The sequence below is a fragment of the Bacillus sp. 95MFCvi2.1 genome (assembly GCF_000374965.1).
GTDB lineage: Bacteria > Bacillota > Bacilli > Bacillales > Bacillaceae_G > Bacillus_A > Bacillus_A pseudomycoides.
Genome location: NZ_KB895691.1, coordinates 140,003 through 158,948, shown reverse-complemented (window position 1 = coordinate 158,948; position 18,946 = coordinate 140,003). Strand labels below are relative to the sequence as shown.

20 protein-coding genes are annotated in these 18,946 nt (G+C 35.7%); 5 read left to right on the top strand and 15 right to left on the bottom strand.

Annotation, left to right across the window (positions count from 1 at the left end; genetic code table 11):
• The first annotated feature begins 42 nt into the window (after positions 1–42).
• Entirely contained in the window at positions 43–420 is a 378-nt protein-coding gene (locus C568_RS0103955; protein WP_003200001.1) for a DUF3915 domain-containing protein, read from the top strand.
• 98 nt (positions 421–518) lie between these two features.
• Here the strand turns inward: C568_RS0103955 and ptsP are convergent, their stop codons facing one another.
• The 4 genes from ptsP to glcT all read right to left on the bottom strand — a co-directional run bounded on the left by ptsP (position 519) and on the right by glcT (position 5,875).
• Entirely contained in the window at positions 519–2,231 is a 1,713-nt protein-coding gene (ptsP, locus tag C568_RS0103950) for a phosphoenolpyruvate--protein phosphotransferase (protein ID WP_018780843.1), read from the bottom strand.
• Positions 2,231–2,494, bottom strand: a complete 264-nt coding sequence (ptsH, locus tag C568_RS0103945) for a phosphocarrier protein HPr (protein ID WP_000411078.1) — start codon at positions 2,492–2,494, stop codon at positions 2,231–2,233. The genes ptsP and ptsH overlap by 1 nt, the downstream gene beginning before the upstream one ends.
• A gap of 135 nt (positions 2,495–2,629) precedes the next feature.
• The gene (gene ptsG, locus C568_RS0103940) at positions 2,630–4,690 is read right to left on the bottom strand and encodes a glucose-specific PTS transporter subunit IIBC (protein WP_006095858.1); all 2,061 of its coding nucleotides are present in this window, start codon (positions 4,688–4,690) and stop codon (positions 2,630–2,632) included.
• Positions 4,691–5,026: 336 nt separating this feature from the next.
• Positions 5,027–5,875, bottom strand: a complete 849-nt coding sequence (gene glcT / locus C568_RS0103935) for a glucose PTS transporter transcription antiterminator GlcT (protein ID WP_018780842.1) — start codon at positions 5,873–5,875, stop codon at positions 5,027–5,029.
• A gap of 165 nt (positions 5,876–6,040) precedes the next feature.
• Here glcT and C568_RS0103930 point away from each other — a divergent pair, with 165 nt between their 5' ends.
• Positions 6,041–6,859, top strand: a complete 819-nt coding sequence (locus C568_RS0103930) for a Cof-type HAD-IIB family hydrolase (RefSeq protein WP_018780841.1) — start codon at positions 6,041–6,043, stop codon at positions 6,857–6,859.
• A 74-nt stretch (positions 6,860–6,933) separates the two neighbouring features.
• Here the strand turns inward: C568_RS0103930 and phnF are convergent, their stop codons facing one another.
• The 6 genes from phnF to C568_RS0103900 form a co-directional block, all read right to left on the bottom strand.
• Positions 6,934–7,665 carry a phosphonate metabolism transcriptional regulator PhnF gene (gene phnF / locus C568_RS0103925; RefSeq protein ID WP_077293862.1) on the bottom strand — a complete coding sequence of 244 codons (732 nt, stop codon included), beginning with the start codon at positions 7,663–7,665 and terminating at the stop codon, positions 6,934–6,936.
• Positions 7,595–8,383, bottom strand: coding sequence for a glucosamine-6-phosphate deaminase (gene nagB, locus C568_RS0103920; RefSeq protein ID WP_006095860.1), 789 nt, complete (start codon positions 8,381–8,383; stop codon positions 7,595–7,597). The genes phnF and nagB overlap by 71 nt, the downstream gene beginning before the upstream one ends.
• Before the next feature lie 4 nt (positions 8,384–8,387).
• Positions 8,388–9,530: an N-acetylglucosamine-6-phosphate deacetylase gene (gene nagA, locus C568_RS0103915; RefSeq protein WP_029426877.1), complete on the bottom strand. Its 1,143-nt coding sequence runs from the start codon at positions 9,528–9,530 to the stop codon at positions 8,388–8,390.
• Between the two features lie 267 nt (positions 9,531–9,797).
• On the bottom strand, positions 9,798–10,700 hold the full coding sequence (locus tag C568_RS0103910) for a ComEC/Rec2 family competence protein (protein WP_018766083.1): 903 nt from the start codon (positions 10,698–10,700) through the stop codon (positions 9,798–9,800).
• Between the two features lie 74 nt (positions 10,701–10,774).
• The gene (gene scpB, locus C568_RS0103905; RefSeq protein WP_018766084.1) at positions 10,775–11,350 is read right to left on the bottom strand and encodes an SMC-Scp complex subunit ScpB; all 576 of its coding nucleotides are present in this window, start codon (positions 11,348–11,350) and stop codon (positions 10,775–10,777) included.
• Positions 11,351–11,563: 213 nt separating this feature from the next.
• Positions 11,564–12,301 (bottom strand): segregation/condensation protein A, encoded by a 738-nt coding sequence (locus tag C568_RS0103900; RefSeq protein WP_003199977.1) that lies wholly within the window; start codon positions 12,299–12,301, stop codon positions 11,564–11,566.
• Positions 12,302–12,469: 168 nt separating this feature from the next.
• Here C568_RS0103900 and C568_RS32575 point away from each other — a divergent pair, with 168 nt between their 5' ends.
• Entirely contained in the window at positions 12,470–12,565 is a 96-nt protein-coding gene (locus C568_RS32575; RefSeq protein WP_018766085.1) for a YjcZ family sporulation protein, read from the top strand.
• A 246-nt stretch (positions 12,566–12,811) separates the two neighbouring features.
• A complete protein-coding gene (locus C568_RS0103890) occupies positions 12,812–13,330 on the top strand; it encodes a DUF309 domain-containing protein (protein ID WP_003199975.1) in 519 nt (172 codons plus the stop codon).
• A gap of 20 nt (positions 13,331–13,350) precedes the next feature.
• Here C568_RS0103890 and C568_RS0103885 read toward each other — a convergent pair whose 3' ends face one another.
• On the bottom strand, positions 13,351–13,716 hold the full coding sequence (locus C568_RS0103885) for a GNAT family N-acetyltransferase (protein WP_006095861.1): 366 nt from the start codon (positions 13,714–13,716) through the stop codon (positions 13,351–13,353).
• A gap of 585 nt (positions 13,717–14,301) precedes the next feature.
• Positions 14,302–14,739: a peptidylprolyl isomerase gene (locus C568_RS0103880; protein WP_003208377.1), complete on the bottom strand. Its 438-nt coding sequence runs from the start codon at positions 14,737–14,739 to the stop codon at positions 14,302–14,304.
• A 187-nt stretch (positions 14,740–14,926) separates the two neighbouring features.
• On the opposite strand from C568_RS0103880, the gene C568_RS0103875 reads away from it, so the two are divergent.
• Positions 14,927–15,793, top strand: coding sequence for a DUF1002 domain-containing protein (locus C568_RS0103875; RefSeq protein WP_006095863.1), 867 nt, complete (start codon positions 14,927–14,929; stop codon positions 15,791–15,793).
• A 223-nt stretch (positions 15,794–16,016) separates the two neighbouring features.
• Here C568_RS0103875 and C568_RS0103870 read toward each other — a convergent pair whose 3' ends face one another.
• From C568_RS0103870 to C568_RS0103860, 3 genes are all read right to left on the bottom strand, one after another.
• Entirely contained in the window at positions 16,017–16,820 is an 804-nt protein-coding gene (locus C568_RS0103870) for a Cof-type HAD-IIB family hydrolase (protein ID WP_016116154.1), read from the bottom strand.
• A gap of 97 nt (positions 16,821–16,917) precedes the next feature.
• A complete protein-coding gene (locus C568_RS0103865) occupies positions 16,918–18,390 on the bottom strand; it encodes a spore germination protein (RefSeq protein ID WP_018780838.1) in 1,473 nt (490 codons plus the stop codon).
• Positions 18,368–18,946 carry a stage V sporulation protein AE gene (locus C568_RS0103860; protein ID WP_026008598.1) on the bottom strand — a complete coding sequence of 193 codons (579 nt, stop codon included), beginning with the start codon at positions 18,944–18,946 and terminating at the stop codon, positions 18,368–18,370. Before C568_RS0103860 ends, C568_RS0103865 begins: the two co-directional genes overlap by 23 nt.

The window sequence follows — 18,946 nt, the reverse complement described above, 5'->3', positions numbered from 1 at the left end:
CAACTTACATACATTATAAGTGTGAAGGGGGTGATGAGAATTATGTTTGGATCTTTTGGATGTCGTGAAGATTTTAGAGAATGTCATCGTGGTCATTGCTGTGATCGTGATCGTGAAAGAGAAAGAGAAAGAGAAAGAGAAAGAGAAAGAGAAAGAGAAAAAGAAAAAGAAAGACACCATGTATGTAATGTCCTTAGACACATTGCAATCGGAACAGAAATTTCTCTTTTAACTATTAAAGGTAACGTTACTTTCAGAAATGTTATTTTTGAAGGGTTTTCTAACGGCGTTGCTCTTTTCTCCGCTTTAAATATGGGAGATAATAAAGATAATAAAGATAATCAAAATAACATGAACGCAACTAAATTTACAGGTCTTTTACGTGTTTGCCCAGAGGATATCATAGCAATCGCTATCTAATTCTGCTTCGTATCCTCAAAATCATAAAAATCAAATCTAAATTTAGTATATAAAAAAACCTGAGACCGATTTCAATCGGCTCAGGTTTTCTTTTATTATTAGATGCTTTTAACTAATTCAACAACTTCTTCAGCAGTTGACATTGTTAATGCTTTTTGTGCTAACTCTTCCATTTGTGCTTTTGACAACTTGCTTAGTTGTGTTCTTGCAGGAAGGATAGATGTTGCACTCATACTGAATTCATCTAATCCTAATCCAAGTAGTAACGGGATTGCAAGTGAATCTCCTGCCATCTCACCACACATACCAGCCCATTTTCCTTCTTTATGAGCAGCATCGATAACCATTTTTACAAGGCGTAAAATAGATGGATTATACGGTTGGTATAAGTAAGATACACGTTCATTCATACGGTCTGCAGCCATTGTGTATTGGATTAGGTCGTTTGTTCCGATAGAGAAGAAATCAACTTCTTTTGCAAACTGATCTGCTAATACTGCAGAAGCGGGGATTTCTACCATCATACCTACTTCAATAGCATCAGAAACAGTTGTACCAGCTTGAACAAGTCTTTCTTTCTCTTCTAATAAAATTGCTTTTGCTTGACGGAATTCATCAAGAGTTGCAATCATTGGGAACATAATTTTTAAATTACCATATACGCTTGCACGAAGTAATGCACGAAGTTGTGTACGGAACACATCTTGTTCTTCAAGGCATAAGCGAATCGCACGGTAACCTAAGAATGGGTTCATTTCTTTTGGTAAATGTAAGTATGGAAGCTCTTTATCTCCGCCGATGTCAAGTGTACGAACAACAACTGGTTGATCTGCTTTTACACCTTCAAGAACTGCTTTATATGCTTCGAACTGCTCTTCTTCTGTTGGAAGATTGTCACGACCCATATATAAGAATTCTGTACGGTATAAACCAACGCCTTCTCCACCATTGTCGATGATACCTTGTACATCATTTGGTGTTCCGATGTTTGCAACAAGCTCAACATGATGCCCATCACTTGTTACAGTTGCTTGATCTTTTAATTTCGCCCATTCAACTTTTTGTTCTTCGAATTTTGCTTTCTTTTCTTCGAAAGTACGAAGCGTTTCTTCAGATGGGTTTACAATTACTTCTCCATCTAGACCGTCGATAATTACGATATCGCCGTTTTGGATTTTCTCCATAACAACTTTCGTACCAACAACAGCTGGAATTTCCATAGAACGAGCCATAATTGCAGAGTGAGATGTACGTCCACCAATATCAGTCGTGAAACCTTTTGCATAGTTACGGTTTAATTGTGCTGTATCAGATGGTGTTAAATCTTCAGCAATAATAATTACTTCTTCAGAAATCGTACTTGGATTTGAGAAGTTAATTCCTAGTAAATGTGCAAGAACGCGTTTTGTTACGTCGCGAATATCCGCTGCACGCTCTTTCATATATTCATTATCCATGTTTTCAAACATAGTAATGAACATTGTTGCAACTTCGTCCATTGCAAATTCAGCATTTACTTTTTCATTATTTACTTTATCTTTTACTGGATTTACTAGTTCTGGATCATTCAATACTAGTAAATGTGCTTCAAAGATAGCAGCTTTATCAGCACCAAGCTCAGCAAAAGCATGGTCTTTAATTGCTTCTAGTTCAGATTTTGCTTTCTCAAGCGCAGCGTCTAAGCGTACAATTTCTGCAGCTTCGTTCATAATCGTTTTCTTTTCAATGTTAAATTCAGGATTCTCAAGTCTGAAAGCCTTCGCAATAGCAATCCCACTTGATGCAGCGATCCCTTGAATGTTAAGAGTCATTATTCTCCTAATCCTTCGTTTTTCATAGTTTCTTCGATAGCTGCTAGTGCTTGAGCTGCATCATCACCATTTGCAGTGATTTTAATTTCTGCGCCTTGTTGAATACCTAAAGACATAACACCCATGATTGATTTTAAGTTAACGTTTTTACCGTTATACTCTAAGTTAATATCAGCACCGAATTTGCTTGCAGTGTTTACAAGTAGAGTTGCTGGACGAGCATGAATCCCTGAGTCGCTAGTTACTTTAAAGATTTTTTCCATAATAATCTATCTCCTTTAAATACAGTATTTTTTCGGTTGTATAGACGTGAGTACTACATCATCTATTGTATATAATAGGCGATGTTCGGTCAACCACATCGCCCATTATAATTATAGACATTTTGCGTCAATTTCTTACTGAATGTCAATAATATCGGCTTCGCCTTTCTTGACATTGCCTTCTTTTTTCAATTCAACTTGTTGTCCTTGCCCTAAATTCGTAAAAATAATTGGTGTAATAATAGATGGTGCATTTTCTTTTACAAATGCGATATCTACTTTCAATAATGGTTGTCCTTGTTTCACTTTATCACCTTGCGTGACAAGTGCTTCAAAACCTTCACCATTTAATTTTACAGTATCAATACCGAAGTGAATTAAAATTTCTTTTCCACCTTCAGATTGAATACCAATTGCATGTTTTGTTGGGAAGACATTGACAATCTCACCGTCAACTGGAGAAACGACTGTTCCTTCTGCTGGCTCAATTGCGAATCCATCCCCCATCATTTTCCCTGAAAATACTTGATCAGGAACTTCTGTAATCGGTAGAATTTTACCTTCAATCGGAGATACAATTGTTTCATTTGTATCCGCTTTTTGTACAGTTTCTTCTACTTTTACAGGTTTTTCTTTTTCAACATGAGGTGTACGACCCGACATAATATCATGAATTTGTGATTTTAATGTGTCAGATTTTGGTCCAAAAATAGCTTGAATGTTATTTCCTACTTCAAGCACTCCCGCTGCCCCAAGTTCTTTCAAACGATCTTTGTTTACATTTTTTTGTTCGTTAACTTGAACACGTAAACGTGTAATACAAGCATCTAAAGAAGCAATATTCTCTTTACCACCAAGCGCTACTAATACTTCACGTGGAAGTTCACCTGCTTCTGTTTTCCCTGCGCCATCAGTATCTGTTGTTACTTCACGACCAGGTGTTTTTAGATCCCATTTGCGGATTGCAAAGCGGAATCCGAAGTAGTAAATTACTGCAAGTGCAAGACCAACAACAATTACCCACCACCATGCTGTACGGCCTGGTAAGACACCAAATAGCATAAAGTCAATTAAACCACCAGAGAATGTCATCCCAATTTTAACACCTAAAATGTGCATTGTCATAAACGATAAACCAGCAAATATAGCATGTATTCCGAACAATACTGGTGCTACGAATAAGAATGAAAATTCAAGTGGTTCTGTAATACCTGTTAGGAAAGATGTTAACGCAGCAGATCCTAAAATACCAGCTGCTAATTTTTTATTTTCTGGACGTGCTTCATGATACATTGCTAAAGCTGCTGCTGGAAGACCGAACATCATGAACGGATATTTACCTGTTGTAAATGTACCAGCTGTTAACTCAACACCATCTTTTAATTGTGCCATAAAGATCTTTTGGTCACCGTGGATAATGTCACCCGCCGCACTTGTATATTGACCAAACTCAAACCAGAATGGTGCATAGAAAATATGATGTAATCCAAATGGAATTAAAGAACGCTCAATTAAACCAAACACAAATGCCGCTAACGTTTTATTCGCATCGATCATTTGATGTGAGAATGCATTCAAACCACCTTGAATTGTCGGCCAAATAAAGCACATTACAATCCCTAAAAGTAAAGAAAATGTTGCTGTTGCGATCGGTACGAAACGCTTACCTGCAAAGAATCCTAAGTATGATGGTAATTCAATATTGAAGTATTTATTATAGCAATATGCTGCTAATATCCCGACAAGAATACCCCCAAACACTCCCGTTTGAAGTGTCGGAATACCTAATACATTTGCATACGCTTGATCTGTAAAACCAGTTTTAACTGGAACTTTGTCACTTACAATTGTAACAAATTTTTCTACTCCTAAGAATACGCTCATCGTTTTGTTCATAATTAAGTATCCAACGAAGGCTGCTAACCCAGCTACTCCGTCTCCACCTGCTAATCCGATGGCAACCCCTACTGCGAATAATAATGCAAGGTTTGCGAAAATAATATCACCAGATTGTTCCATAATTTTTGCAACTAGAACAAACCAATCTGCCTTTAAAGCAGGAACTAGATTTGTTAACTGTGGATTTTGAAATGCATTACCAAATCCAAGTAAAATACCTGCAGCCGGTAAAATTGCTACTGGAAGCATAAGCGCTTTTCCGACTTTTTGAAGAACACCAAAGATATTCTTAAACATGAAAACCCTTCCTCTCTTATCTATATTGTGCTTTTCGACAAACGCCAAAAAGGCATGAGGAAAAAAAGATAGAACGATAGCTATACAAAGGGTAGTATGTCCCTTTCTCTAGCTTACATTCCTGACTTTTCTCCACTCATGCCTGATCGAATCAGTAACACGTGTCAAAAATAGGTTTACGTATAAGTTCACTACTTTAGAGCAAACGTTTTCGTTGTTTGCCTTAACTTGTTTGTCGAATTTTGTATAACTTTGCATGACTTATTATACAAAACAATTGTAAGCGATTCAATCATTTTTTTTAACGTTTTCATTTTAGACAAAAATATATGTCTTTTACACATGTTCTGCTTTTACTAATCTTTGCAAATGCATCGTTAAATAAATACTCTCCGCTTCATATACAGGGAGCTGTAATTCTTTCTGCATCACCTTCACAAGCTTCCAAGCTAGATTATAACAAACTGGATACTCTGCTTTTAATAACTCAGCAAACCCTTGTGCTTCTTCTACCTTCTCTCCCTTTTTCACTCGTTCAATTGCATATTGTAAATGACGAATAAGGCGTAAATAATGAATACTTTCTGGATCTAATGTAAGGTGTAGATTTGTTTCAATTAATGAAACAAGCTTTGCAATAAGACGGGAGTTTTGATTAACAGCAGATACATCAGAATTTGTGAGTGAACTATAAATATGAAGTGCAATAAAGCCAATTTCCCCTTCTGGCAATGTAATTTGCAAACGGGAATTTAAAAGTTGTACAACTCCTTCAGCAATTTTGTACTCTTCTGGATACAGCATTTTTGTTTCAACTAAAAAAGGATTATCTATTTTAAAGCCCTGTTTCAGTCTTTTAATTGCAAAAGAAATATGATCGGTTAAGGCAATATGAATATGCTCGTTTAATGGTGACTGCGCCTTTTCTTGAATATACATCATAATATCGTTCATCAGTTCAATTAACCTTTCGCTCACATGTGGCACTAAAAGCTTATATTGTTCACGGTCACGTTCATTTTTTAAAACAAACATTTTTTCAATTTGCTCCGCCTTTAATACATCTTTCGTTTTCTTTCCAAATCCAATTCCCTTGCCAATCACTACTACTTCCTCGTGTTCCTGATGACTCGCAATGATTACATTATTATTTAAAACTTTTTTAATTTCTAGATAACTATTCATATAACACCACCCTCGTACTTAAATAGCCTACTTTTATGTTACAGAACATCCTTCTTTTTCGTCAATGCAAAACATCTACCATTTTAGAAAAATTCATTTTTTAGACATGATTGCACGAGATGCGTATAATGTAAGAGCAAATGTACATAGAAAGGAGAATGCAACATGATTAAAATGTTTGTAAGCGATATTGACGGCACAATGATGCAACATGGCGGCATGATTGATGAGCAAGATGTTACAGCTCTTCGCAATCTTGCAGAACAAAATGTGATTCTTTGTTTCGCCTCCGGTAGGCTTGATAATGAAATCGCTGGTTTAATGAAAGAGGTTGGTACCAACTTCCATCGCATTAGCGTAAATGGTGTATTCGTATATACCCATGAGAATAAACAATTATTGTCTGCAACATTTGATTCGAGCATTTTGCCAGATTTGTTAGCGATGACGAAAGAAGAACCGTATTTTCGTTATGTAAGTGATGAATATAATTATTACATTGAGGAAAAAACACCATTTATTCATGAACTTGAGAAACAAGTTACAATGACTTCTGTTGAAGAACCAAACTTATTACAAAAAATTGATGATACAATTTTTCCTAATAAAATTTCTGTTGGAGGCACAAAAAAAGACTTACAAGTACTTCAGAAAAAAATCAATGAGAAATTTAGCGGCAAAGTCAGTACCTTTATCTCCGCTGAACAATGCTTAGATGTCATGCCACCAAATATTAGCAAAGGATCAGCAATCTCTATTTTATTACAAGAGTTCCAAATAGAACCTGAAGAAATTGCTTGTATCGGTGATTCTTACAATGATATTCCTATGTTCAATTTAACATCTCATAGCTTTGCCATGTCACAAGCTGACGATGCAGTGAAAGAACATGCACATTATGTCGTAGACTCTGTAAAAGACGCTGTAGAACACGTGGTAACTTACAACTCAAAACAAAACGAAAATACGACTCATTCCCTGTAAGGATGAGTCGTATTTTTGTTTCTCTACATACCCAATGAATTGAAAGTTTAATGTATTTCACAAAATAAAATACACTACTTGTTTCGTGAAATACTCGTAATGAACTTATAACGATCACCACGATAAATACATTTCACATATTCTAACGGTAATTCACCTTCTGCATATGACCATTGTCTCATTACAAGCACAGGTGCTTTTTTAGGTATATGCAGATGTTCCGCTTCATCATCCGTTGCAATTGAAGCTTCAATTGCTTGGGTAGCACGAACAAGTTTAAAGCCTAACTTTTTCTCTAAATGTTCGTATAAGGATTGTTGCAAAATTTCTTCGTTAATATCTTTTACAAGAGTTGGCGACAAATATGTCGTCTCAAAAGCAATCGGTTCGTCATCGGCTAAGCGGATACGCCTCACTTCATACACCGATTCCCCCTCTTGAATTCTAAGCCGGTCTGCTATTTTAGCAGTAGCTGAAACTAGGCGGAAGCTTAATAACTGACTGCTCGGTTTCATACCACGGGAAAGCATATCCTCTGTAAATCCCGTCATCCCTTGCAGTTTTTGCTCCACTTTTGGAAGCTGAACAAACGTTCCAATTCCACGCTTTCGATATAAATACCCTTGTTCCACTAAATTATTAATTGCCTGTCTGATCGTCATGCGACTTACTTCGAACTTATCACAAAGTTCATTCTCAGATGGAATTTTATCTCCCGGCGTCCATTCACCGTCCTCAATTAGCTGTTTCACCCACTCTTGAATCTGATAATAGATCGGAAATGGTGAATACTTGTCGATGTTCATCAGCAATCGCCTCACTGCATAAAGATAGAGCTTCTGGATCTGCGATTACGGTTACATTCGGATGACGTTGCAGCACTGTAGCAGGACACGCTTCGCTATACTCACCTTGCAATAATTCTCTGATTGCTTCTGCTTTTTTCGGTCCCATAGCAACAAGTAGAATTTGTTTCGCTTTCATGATGCTTCCAATCCCCATTGTAATTGCATGAGTTGGTACATCTTCTTCTTTTTCAAAGAAACGAAGGTTTGCTTGGCGTGTAGACTCTGTTAATTCAACAATGTTAGTTGGAGAATCAAAAGATGTTCCTGGTTCGTTAAATCCGATGTGACCATTTTCACCGATTCCAAGAATCTGTAGATCAACTGGGTTAGCTGCTAGAATGCCTTCATAACGCTTGCACTCTTCTTCTAAATCACTTGCCATCCCGTTTGGTACATAAGTTTCTTTAAAGGGAAGATGATTAAACAACTGTTCTTGCATAAAATAATGATAGCTGTTTTTATCTTCGTGTGGTAAATTTACGTACTCATCTAAGTTTACAGTGGTTACACGGCTTGTATCAAGTTTATTTTTTCGCATTTCTGCATAAATACCAAGTGGAGAGCTTCCTGTAGCCATTCCTAACGTTGGATTTTCCTTTGATTTTACAACTTCTTCAATTAATTTACAACCTGCTTCTGCTAATTCTTCTGGCGTTTTTACAACAAGAATATTCATCTATTTACTTCCCTTCCTTCATATGAATTCCTAATCGAACCGTATCATATACATGTAGATCTTCCGTCATGACAACAAAGTCCGCATCTTTTCCTACTGTTAATGCCCCTTTATTCGTTAATCCAAACTCTTCTGCTTGGTTAACTGATGTCATAAGTACAGCGTCCTCAATCGAGCATCCTGTAAATTCAATTACATTTCGGAATGCTTGGTCCATTTTCAAGATACTACCCGCTAACGTTCCGTCTTCTAAACGAGCGCTGCCATTTTTCACATGTACAGGCTGTCCACCAAGCTCATACAATCCATCTTCTAAACCTTTTGCACGCATCGCATCAGTAATGACACTTACTTTTTTAGGACCTTTTAATTTATATGCTAATTTCACCATATCTGGGTGAATGTGAATACCATCTGTAATCACTTCAACCATTACATTTGGGTTCAATAACACGTGACCGACAACACCTGGTTCACGGTGATGTAAACCGCGCATTTGATTGTATAAGTGTGTAGCATGTGTAATGTTTCTACTTTTCAATTGTGCATCAACTGCATCTGTATGGCCCATTGTACCAACAACACTCGTTTCAGCAAGATAATTTTCAAATTCTACTGCGCCTTCTTCTTCTGGTGCATACGTTACTAATTTAATTAGATTGCCACTTGCTTCTTGCCATTGTTTAAATTGTTCAATATTCGCCGGAACGATATGTTCAAGAGGTTGCGCCCCTGCACGTTTTTTTGAAACATATGGTCCTTCTAAATGAATATATTCAAAATGCGCTCCTTTTTCTTTCGCTTCTTTTGCAGCACTTAAAGCCGCTTCAATTGCTTCTGGAGCTTGCGTCATTGTTGTTGGGAAATAAGTTGTAACCCCTTCTTTTAACATTTCTTTACCAAGAGTTACTAACCCATCGCTATTCGCATCCATCGCATCAATATCGTATCCACCATGAATATGAACATCGATCATACCTGGAATCACAATTTTTCCTTCTGCGTCAAAAACCGTTTCATTTTCTTGTGATACATATTGAGCCATCAAACCAATTTCTTCAATTTTTTCTGCGTAACGAATAAATCCACTTCCCATTACTTCGTGACCTGTATAAATTTTGGCATTGATGACAACTTGCGTTTTCATTTTCATCGATCCTTTCCCATGAAATACCTACTTGTTATTATTACCTATTTGCCTAACCCCATCTTAATATATACACGAGTAGTTGTCTATACATTCAAATGAAATTTCCTCTTCTCTTAGTAAAAAAGGAAATTTATCTTCTTTAATTATAATATATATTATTCTTTTTTTCCAAAAGGAGACAATGCATCTTTTATGAAAACAAATACCAATTCCTTGTTTCCATTTTCCTACTTAGCATTCTATTATACAGTTTTAACTACTTCTTTACTTTAACAATGGAAGCGGCGTATTTGACCATATAGCAATATGGTCTCCATCCGTTTCAATTTCTACCGTTCGTTTATCCGTTGTATATGTCATGACACCATATCTCTTTAACCTGTTTACTACACTTTGATGTGGATGCCCATATGGATTTTTTTTATCATAAGAAAGAATAGCAAATTGAGGGTTTGCCTCCTCTAAAAATTGTTCACTAGTTGACGTATATGAACCGTGGTGACCTACCTTTAAAACATCAGCATGTACATCATATTGCTTTATTATTTTCTTTTCAGTTTGTATATCCGCATCTCCCATTAGCAAAAAATCAGCTTTACCATATCGAACTTTTAAAACAATTGATGATTCATTATTTTCATCCTTTGACTTCCCATTATTTAATACTTGAATTGAAACTTGGGGATCTAACGGTATATGCTGTCCTTGTTTTACACGAACAAATGGAATTCCCCTCTTTTTAATATCGTTCCTATACGTATGATATGTAAAAGAACTATAGGTTTTGCCGCTATCTAATACAAGTGAAACTGGCATTTGTTCTATAATCGGTATAAGCCCTCCTATATGATCCATATCTGGATGCGTCCCTACCACAACATCTAAATGGTTAATTCCTTTTTCAATTAATTTCTGAATAATTACCTCTCCAGCCTCATAAGGTCCTCCATCGATTAACATTGTTTGACCATTAGGTAAAATAATAAGTGTGGCATCACCTTGTCCTACCTTAAAAAAACTCACTTTCATTCTTCCTAAATGTGGACGTTGCTTGGAAAAAGAGGACACAGTATGAACAGACGTCATATATCTTTTGACAGATGTGCTGTTTAATGAAAAACATATTAAAACAGAAACTAGCAATAGAATAATCCGTACAACTTTCATAATTCGTCTCCTTTTTTCATTTAGTATGGCACGAGTCGTATTTCATATACAAAAAAGCTTAGCAATGCGCTAAGCTACGATTTTGACAATTCCTGCAAGGATCCAAAGAATAAGTCAGCTTCATTCATTTGTTCATTTTCTTCAGAAAGGGTTGGTAAATCATCTAATGTTTGAAGTCCAAACGTATCTAAGAACTCTTTCGTAGTACCATATAAAATAGGGCGCCCTGGTCCTTCTGCCCGGCCCGTTTCTTTTATAAGTAAGTGCGATACCAATGTTTGCAGTGCTCGATCTGTTTTCACACCACGAATTTCTTCCATTTCCGTTCTTGTAATTGGCTGGCGATAAGCAACAATCGCCAATGTTTCAAGAGCAGCCTGGGAAAGAGACGCTGCTGTTGGTGTATCCATTAATTTTTGATAATAAGGCGCATGTTCTTTTTTTGTGGCAAAGCGATATACTTTTGCAAATTGTACAATTTGCAACCCTCGCTGTACACCTTCACATTCCCTTTGCATTTCCTCGATAATCTGAATTACATCTTTCACTTCAATTTCAAGTACTTTTGCAATTTGTTCCGGATAGACTCCTTCATCACCCGCAACAAATAAAAGCCCCTCAACAATTGCCATCTGTTCTTTTCTATCCAACATACAATCTCCTTTCTCATATCTTTCCATACAAAAATATCCACAATAAAAACCGAATCACAGTATATTGCGACCGGTCCAACATTCCTTTTATCGTTCCAAACAAAATTATGCGAAACCATGATCAGCGGGGATTATTTCCACTGATCATTCGTTTTGACTAATCAAATACTTACTGCTAGTTTTCCTCACAATTTTGAAATGGGAGTTTTACTAAACTTTAGAGCGAGTCAAAAAGATTTCATCAAAATTGTGTTCTTGCTCAATAATAATTTGTTGGTTTTTCATAAGTTCGAGTATGGCTAAAAACGTTACAACCATTACTTCGCGCTCTTCATCAACGAATAAATCATAAAAACTTTGGCGTCCTTCCGCTGTTTCTAATTGCTGTAAAATATCACTCATACGTTGTTCAATCGGTATTTCTTGACGAGCAATTCGCGTTGTTACTGGACGTTTTGATTTTTTACGACGCATAAGTTTTTGAAATGCTGCTAACATATCATACAGTGTTATATCGAGAGGTAAACTTGTCTCCTCTTCTTGCTGAAATGATGTAAAATCGATTGGTGAACGTGTATAAAGTTGTGCTCTTTCTTGTTCTCTCTCTTTTAATTCAGCAGCAACTTGCTTATATTTTTTATATTCAATTAACCGCTCCATCAACTCTTGACGGGGATCATCTATAAAGTCTTCACCATTATCAGGTACATCTTCCTCTTGTTTCGGTAACAGCATTTTACTTTTAATTTGCAATAGCGTTGCAGCCATCACCAAATACTCACTTGCAACATCCAGTTGCAAGTCTTTCATCGTATGAATATAAGATAAATACTGCTCTGTAATTTCCGCTACAGGAATATTATATATATCAATTTCATAGCGATGAATTAAATGTAACAATAGATCTAAAGGCCCTTCAAAAGCCTCTACTTTAAAATTATATTGCACAAAGCATCCCACCACATTTTTTCTATAACAACATAAGTATAGAGCATACTTATGTTCTATCCAACCTTTTTCAGAAATTTAGTTGAAAATAGACACCTGCCCATGCAACAATGCCCACCTCTTCATATGATAAAAGTGTAGTAAGTTCAATGTAGGAGGTAAAAAACTATGGGCCATATTGATTGTGGTTTTAACGGCGGTTTCGCTTTACTTGTTGTGCTCTTTATCTTATTAATCATTGTAGGCGCGGCTTGCTTCTGCTAATGCAGAATATAATAAACGGCTAGAGATTCTCTAGTCGTTTATTATTTATCCCGCTATTCGCGTGCAGTAAGATCTCACCTTAAAATTCAGCAAAAGTAAAGAAGTAAGGTATGGGGCGGGTTGCCCGTAAAAGCCCGATTGGTGAGGGCTGATAATCAGTGTAGATAAAGAAAACTCCATTGATCACATCATAGTTTCACTTTATGATAAACTGTACGTAAGACCGTTTAGACAGGAGCGAAAAGGATGTATCCTACAGCATACATACAATTTTTAATTCATTTTCATGGAGATTATGATTACTTTGAATGTCACGAAGTACTAGAAGAATATTGGAAATTGAAACCACGAGGAGAGCGAGAAAACTACTGGGTTGGTTTTATTCAAATAGCAGTTGCTTTATACCATCACAGACGCTCAAATTGGAATGGTTCAATGCGAATGATGAAAAGCGCCATTGCTATTTTAAAAAAGGAAAGTATACAAGTACACAGATTAGGTCTTGATTACCCAAAACTTTTAACTATATTACAAAAACAATTACAGTCCATTCAATCAAAAGAACCTTTTGCACCTATATTTTTTCCTTTTTCAGATTCCTCTTTAGAAAACACATGCTTACAATTATGTACAGAAAAAATGATTCCTTGGAAAGATGCTCATTCACTACCTACTGAATACATTATCCATAAACACAAATTGCGTGACAGAAATGATGTAATTGCCGAACGAAACGAGCAACTAAAAAAAAGAAAGCAGAGATGACACAAATTCCATCTCTGCTTTTATGAATGTATATTTTGTTCAATTCCCTTACACTTTTCAAAAAAACTAGCTGTTTGTTCGTTTCCACAAATTGTAATACCTTGAAACTTATTTTTTAATTCTTGTACCATCTTTGTACCAATCCCCATGTGACGATGAGATGGATTCACACTAAGATGTTGAATCTGTAATACATTTTCTTCGTTGATAACTCCAACTATCCCAACAAAATCATCATTTTGTTTCCACAAATATAGTTGCCAACTATCATTTTTATCATATTCTTTCATTGTCAATTGTAAAATTTTAACATCTTTTTCAGTCGGCATAAACGAAAGAAGCCCCATTGCAATCTTTTCATAACTTTTTTTAAAACGAATTAACATAAACCTTATCCCTTCTTACAAAAGTTACAAACCATGTATCCCCTCTACCACTATTGCTATATCATCTCCATTTTACAATATTTTCACTATAGTGAGAAGGGCTGCCAAAACAACTTGATAATCATACAAAGAGAATGTAGGAAAGTCAAATGTATAGTAATAAAAGAAATTCTCTCATTGAGAATTTACTTTTCTCAAGCTAATGAATAAACTCCATCTAACTTTTTAGCTTCTCGCATAACGCATTGAACTACAAAACTTATAAACCACGAATAACGAAATAAAACTTTACTGTATCCTATGTATTTTTACAAAAATAGTTCTATCGCTAACAATTTAGTTAGCTATAATAACTTTATCATTTACTCTCTCTTATCATTTACTGCATATTGCCCACAAATTCCTGTTTATAGACTACAACTTTTCTTAATTTAAATTTTTTCTCCGATTGCCACTACAAATATGGAACAAAGCAAAATTTTATACTTACATGTTTTCAATCTTCTCTTAATATCATATAAAGCTTTTGAATGATGATTATTTAACAGTAAAAAAATAAAAAGAGAGCACTTTGCTCTCTTCAATTTATTCTTCCCAAACTTTAACTTCTTTCATTACATCGCCTTGACGCATGTTTAATACTGTTTCAATACCGCTTGTCGCTTTACCAAATACAGTATGTACACCATCTAAATGTGGTTGTGGCTCATGAACGATGAAGAATTGGCTACCACCTGTATTACGGCCAGCATGTGCCATAGAAAGTGATCCAACTACATGTCTATGCGGATTCCCTTCAGTTTCACATGGAATAGAGTAACCAGGACCGCCTGCACCTGTTCCTGTTGGGTCTCCACCTTGGCTTACGAAACCAGGAATAACGCGGTGGAATGTAACACCATTATAGAACCCTTGATCTGCTAATTTTTTGAAATTTTCAACTGTTTTCGGTGCTTCTTCTGGGAAAAATTCTAATTCAATTTTTTCACCATTCTCCATTAATATGTATCCTAAAGTTTTCATACGTATATGTCTCCTTTCAACTATCTCAGCACTATATTACCATATTCGTGCTCAGAAACAAAAAGAATCCGACAATCTGTATACTTCTTTTTTAAAATCAGCAAGAAGACGGATGACAAATTTTAAAAATATACTATAATTACTGTGTTGCCCGCAAATTTCAGAAAGAGAAAGGGAGCGATTTTTCGTGAAAACGAAACTATTAGCTTTGCTACTAGCTGTTACGGTGTTTATGATCCCAACAGCTTCATTTGCAGACGTGATTGAGGGAGAATCAATCGTTACATTAGGAGAAAATTTATCTGAACAACAAAAACAAGATCTTTTAAAAGAAATGAAAGCGCCAAAAGATGCGCAAATTATTACTGTATCTAATGCGGAAGAACATAAATTTTTAGAGGGTATTGTTCCAAAAGCACAAATTGGTACGAGAGCTATTTCCTCTTCTATAATTACGTATACAAAACCAGGATCAGGTCTTATTGTGCGAGCGAAAAACATTAATTGGGTAACAGATGCAATGTATACAAACGCACTCATCACAGCAGGTGTTAAAGATGCAGAGATCCAAATCACAGCACCATTTAAAGTATCAGGAACAGCTGCTTTAACAGGATTAATGAAGGCTTACGAAACAACATCGAAAAAAGAAATTCCTGAAGAAGTAAAAAAAGTAGCCAACGAAGAAATGGTACAAACAGCGAAACTTGGTGACAAAATTGGTGACGAAAAAGCTGTTCAACTTGTTGCGAAAGTAAAAGAAGAAATTGCTAAAGAACAGCCAAAAACAACAGAAGATTTACGTGCGCTAATTAAAAAAATTGCTGATCAACTTGGTATTACACTAACAGATGAGCAATTAGATAGCTTAGTTTCATTATTTGATAAAATGAAAAATTTAAATATTGACTGGAACCAAGTTGGTAGCCAATTAAATAAAGCGAAAGAACATGTTTCAGCATTTTTAGGATCTGAAGAAGGACAAGGCTTCCTAGATAAAGTAAAAGATTTCTTCTCTAGTATCATTGATTTTATTAAATCATTATTTAAGTAATAAAAAGCTCGTCATTGACGAGCTTTTTATTATATAAATCCAAATTAAAAAACCGACATAAAATCTTTCTTTTTAGGTGGAAGAGAGCATCTGGCCGTGCATAGAAGCGGTCAGATCCTCTTCCTGCCCCATACCAAGTGAAAACAAAGAGAGAAAACGAGTGCAGGTCACCTTTTGTTTTTCATAGCAACTTATATGTGAAAAATCAAAATGGATTTATCTATTATATAAGCAACGGTAATTTCATAATCGCTTCCTCTACAGAACGAACAACATGACATGCCTTTTCCTTCACATATGGATGTGCATGATGAAGAGTAAAAGAATGCGGTGTTACTTCAAACATAGAAATGTCATTAAAAGAATCACCAATACATGCTACTTCATGCGCTTCAATTTTCAAATGCTCCATCAAACGTTTTAAAGCACTTCCTTTACTAACCCCCATTGGCATAATATCTACATATCCTTTTCCAGAAATAAAAATTTCAGCGTGCTCATGAAAAGTGTCTCTTAGCTCTTGATCCAATGTCACAATCTTTTCTGCTTCTCCATACACAAACAACTTTGCAGGATGGATTGTTTTACCAAATTCCTCCTCTAATGTTTCTATTTCAGCAATATGCACACCCATATATTCTTCAAAAACATAATGATGTTCATTTTTCTTTTTCGTATATCTCTGCTCTTTTGCACACACAATATCAGCTAGCCTTTTTTCATGTATATATCGATATATTTCCTGGGCAACTCCATCATTGAATTTCGATTCATGGAATATTTGTCCGTTTGGTAATAGCATCGTAGCACCATTTAATCCTGTCGTGTAATATGGAAATGAGAATTGCCTAACTGCATCATGAATTCGATGCGTAAAACGACCAGAAGCAAAGCAAATATTTGTCCCTTTTTCCGCTAACCAACAAAGTGCTTTTTCATCTTCCTTATGAATATTGCTTACATTATAAAAAAGTGTATCATCTAAATCACTTACAAATAATTTAATCATGCCCTCTTCCCCTTTCATACACAATGTCTACTCTAAGTGTACGAAAAAAATGTTGTGATTTTGTTAAAATACGATAAATTTCTAATAAAAAATAAGCAGGAAGATTGATTCCTGCTTATTTTTGTCTACGTATATTTTGTGGATGTACAATGCTTGGGCGTACTTTTAAACTAGACATGGCTGGGCGTAATAATATTGTTTTTAATGCCCCCCAGTCAAATGGCAAAAACGGCCATAAATATGGTGTTTGTAAACTTTTGATAGACGTTAAAAATAAAATTAACATCGTCATGCCAATTATAAATCCTATCTCATGGAACAAACCAGTTAAAATAATGACAAATAATTTTCCAAGTTTGTTTCCAAGTCCTAATTCATAACTTGGTGTTGCATATATTCCAATCATTGAAACCGCTGTATATAAAATAACTTCTGGAACAAATAACCCAACGTCAATTGCAATTTGCCCAATTAAAATCGCTGAAATTAAGCCGGTAGCTGATGATAAAGGAGTTGGTGTATGAATCGATGCCATTCGCAAAAACTCAAGTCCAATATCGGCCATAATTATTTGTAATATAATAGGGAGATGGGTCATTTTATTTGGTCCAATGAAAGCAAGCTTCTCTGGTAACAACGTTGGATCGAACACAAAAACGAGCCAAAACGGCAATAAAAACACAGAAAATATAATACCTACAAAACGAACCCATCGTAAAAATGTACCAACTGCCGGGTTTTGTCTAAACTCTTCTGCGTGCTGCACATGATGAAAATAAGTTGTTGGTGTAATCATTACACTTGGAGATGTATCAACAATAACTAATACATGCCCTTCTAATAAATGATTTGCCGCTACATCTGGTCTTTCTGTATAACGAATAAGCGGGAAAGGATTATAACCCTGCTTCACTAAAAATTCTTCAATCGTTTTGTCAGCCATTGTAATTCCATCTACTTCAATACTTTCTAGTTCTTGCTTAATGATTTTTACCAAATCTGGATTCGCAACGTCCTGAACATAGGTAATACAAATATCCGTTTGTGACCGATCCCCAACCCGGATAATTTCGTTTCGAAGGCGCGGATCGCGAATACGCCTTCTTATTAGCCCTGTATTTACAATGATATTTTCTACAAAACCATCTCTTGCCCCGCGCACTACTTTTTCTGTATCTGGTTCTGTTGGTGTTCGTCCTGGATAACTACGAACATCGATTGCAAAGGCCTCTGTTTCACCTTCCACAAAGATAATAACAAGTCCCGATAATACTTGTAGCATTACCTCATCCATCGTTTTTACTTTACTTACTTGTTGATGGATAAGGCGATTTTCTAAAAGCTTAACTGTATCTTCTTCAACATCTCTTATTTCATTTGTATCTACTGCTTCTTCCAAAATGTGAATGAGGTAATTTGTATCACACAATCCATTTACAAATAATACACCGATTTCTTTATCAAGAATTTGAAACTTACGAATCCCGACATCAAATGTGACGCCAAGCCCAACTGTTTGTTTTAAATAATTTTCATTATCACTCAAGAAGCAAGAAATCGGAATATTAACTTTCTTCTGTTTCGTCATAAAACCCACTTCTTTCTAAAATTAATTGAATTGCTTTTTTGGTAATTGGTGATCCTCGCTCCCACTCATCATTTCCACACATTTTCCCTATATCACCAATTCCAACAATTACAGGCACATTTAATGCATCTAAACAATAAATCGTATCCCCATTAATTCTCCCAATTTCACCATCAGGAAGTCCAAATTTATCAACACCGTATTCTGTTAATCTGCCTTCTCGATCTACGCTGACATCTACACGCGCCCACTCCCAATGATGTGTATTAGATGCAACAGCTAAAATGCCAAGAACATCAATTTGTTTATGCATTGCCACATATTTTAACGCTTTTTCACCTGAACCTTCTCCTATAAATCCACTATCATCAAACATGACAAATACAGGGTCATATGGCGTTTGCATAATTAGCTCCACAATCTTTTTCCCTGTCAATTTCGTCGGATTACTTTGCGATGCTGAAATACACCTTCCGCCAAACTCCTTTGTTAACAGCTCAATTGCTCGCTTTGCATATTCATCTCCATCTGTCACCAAAATAACCCTTCGTCTCAT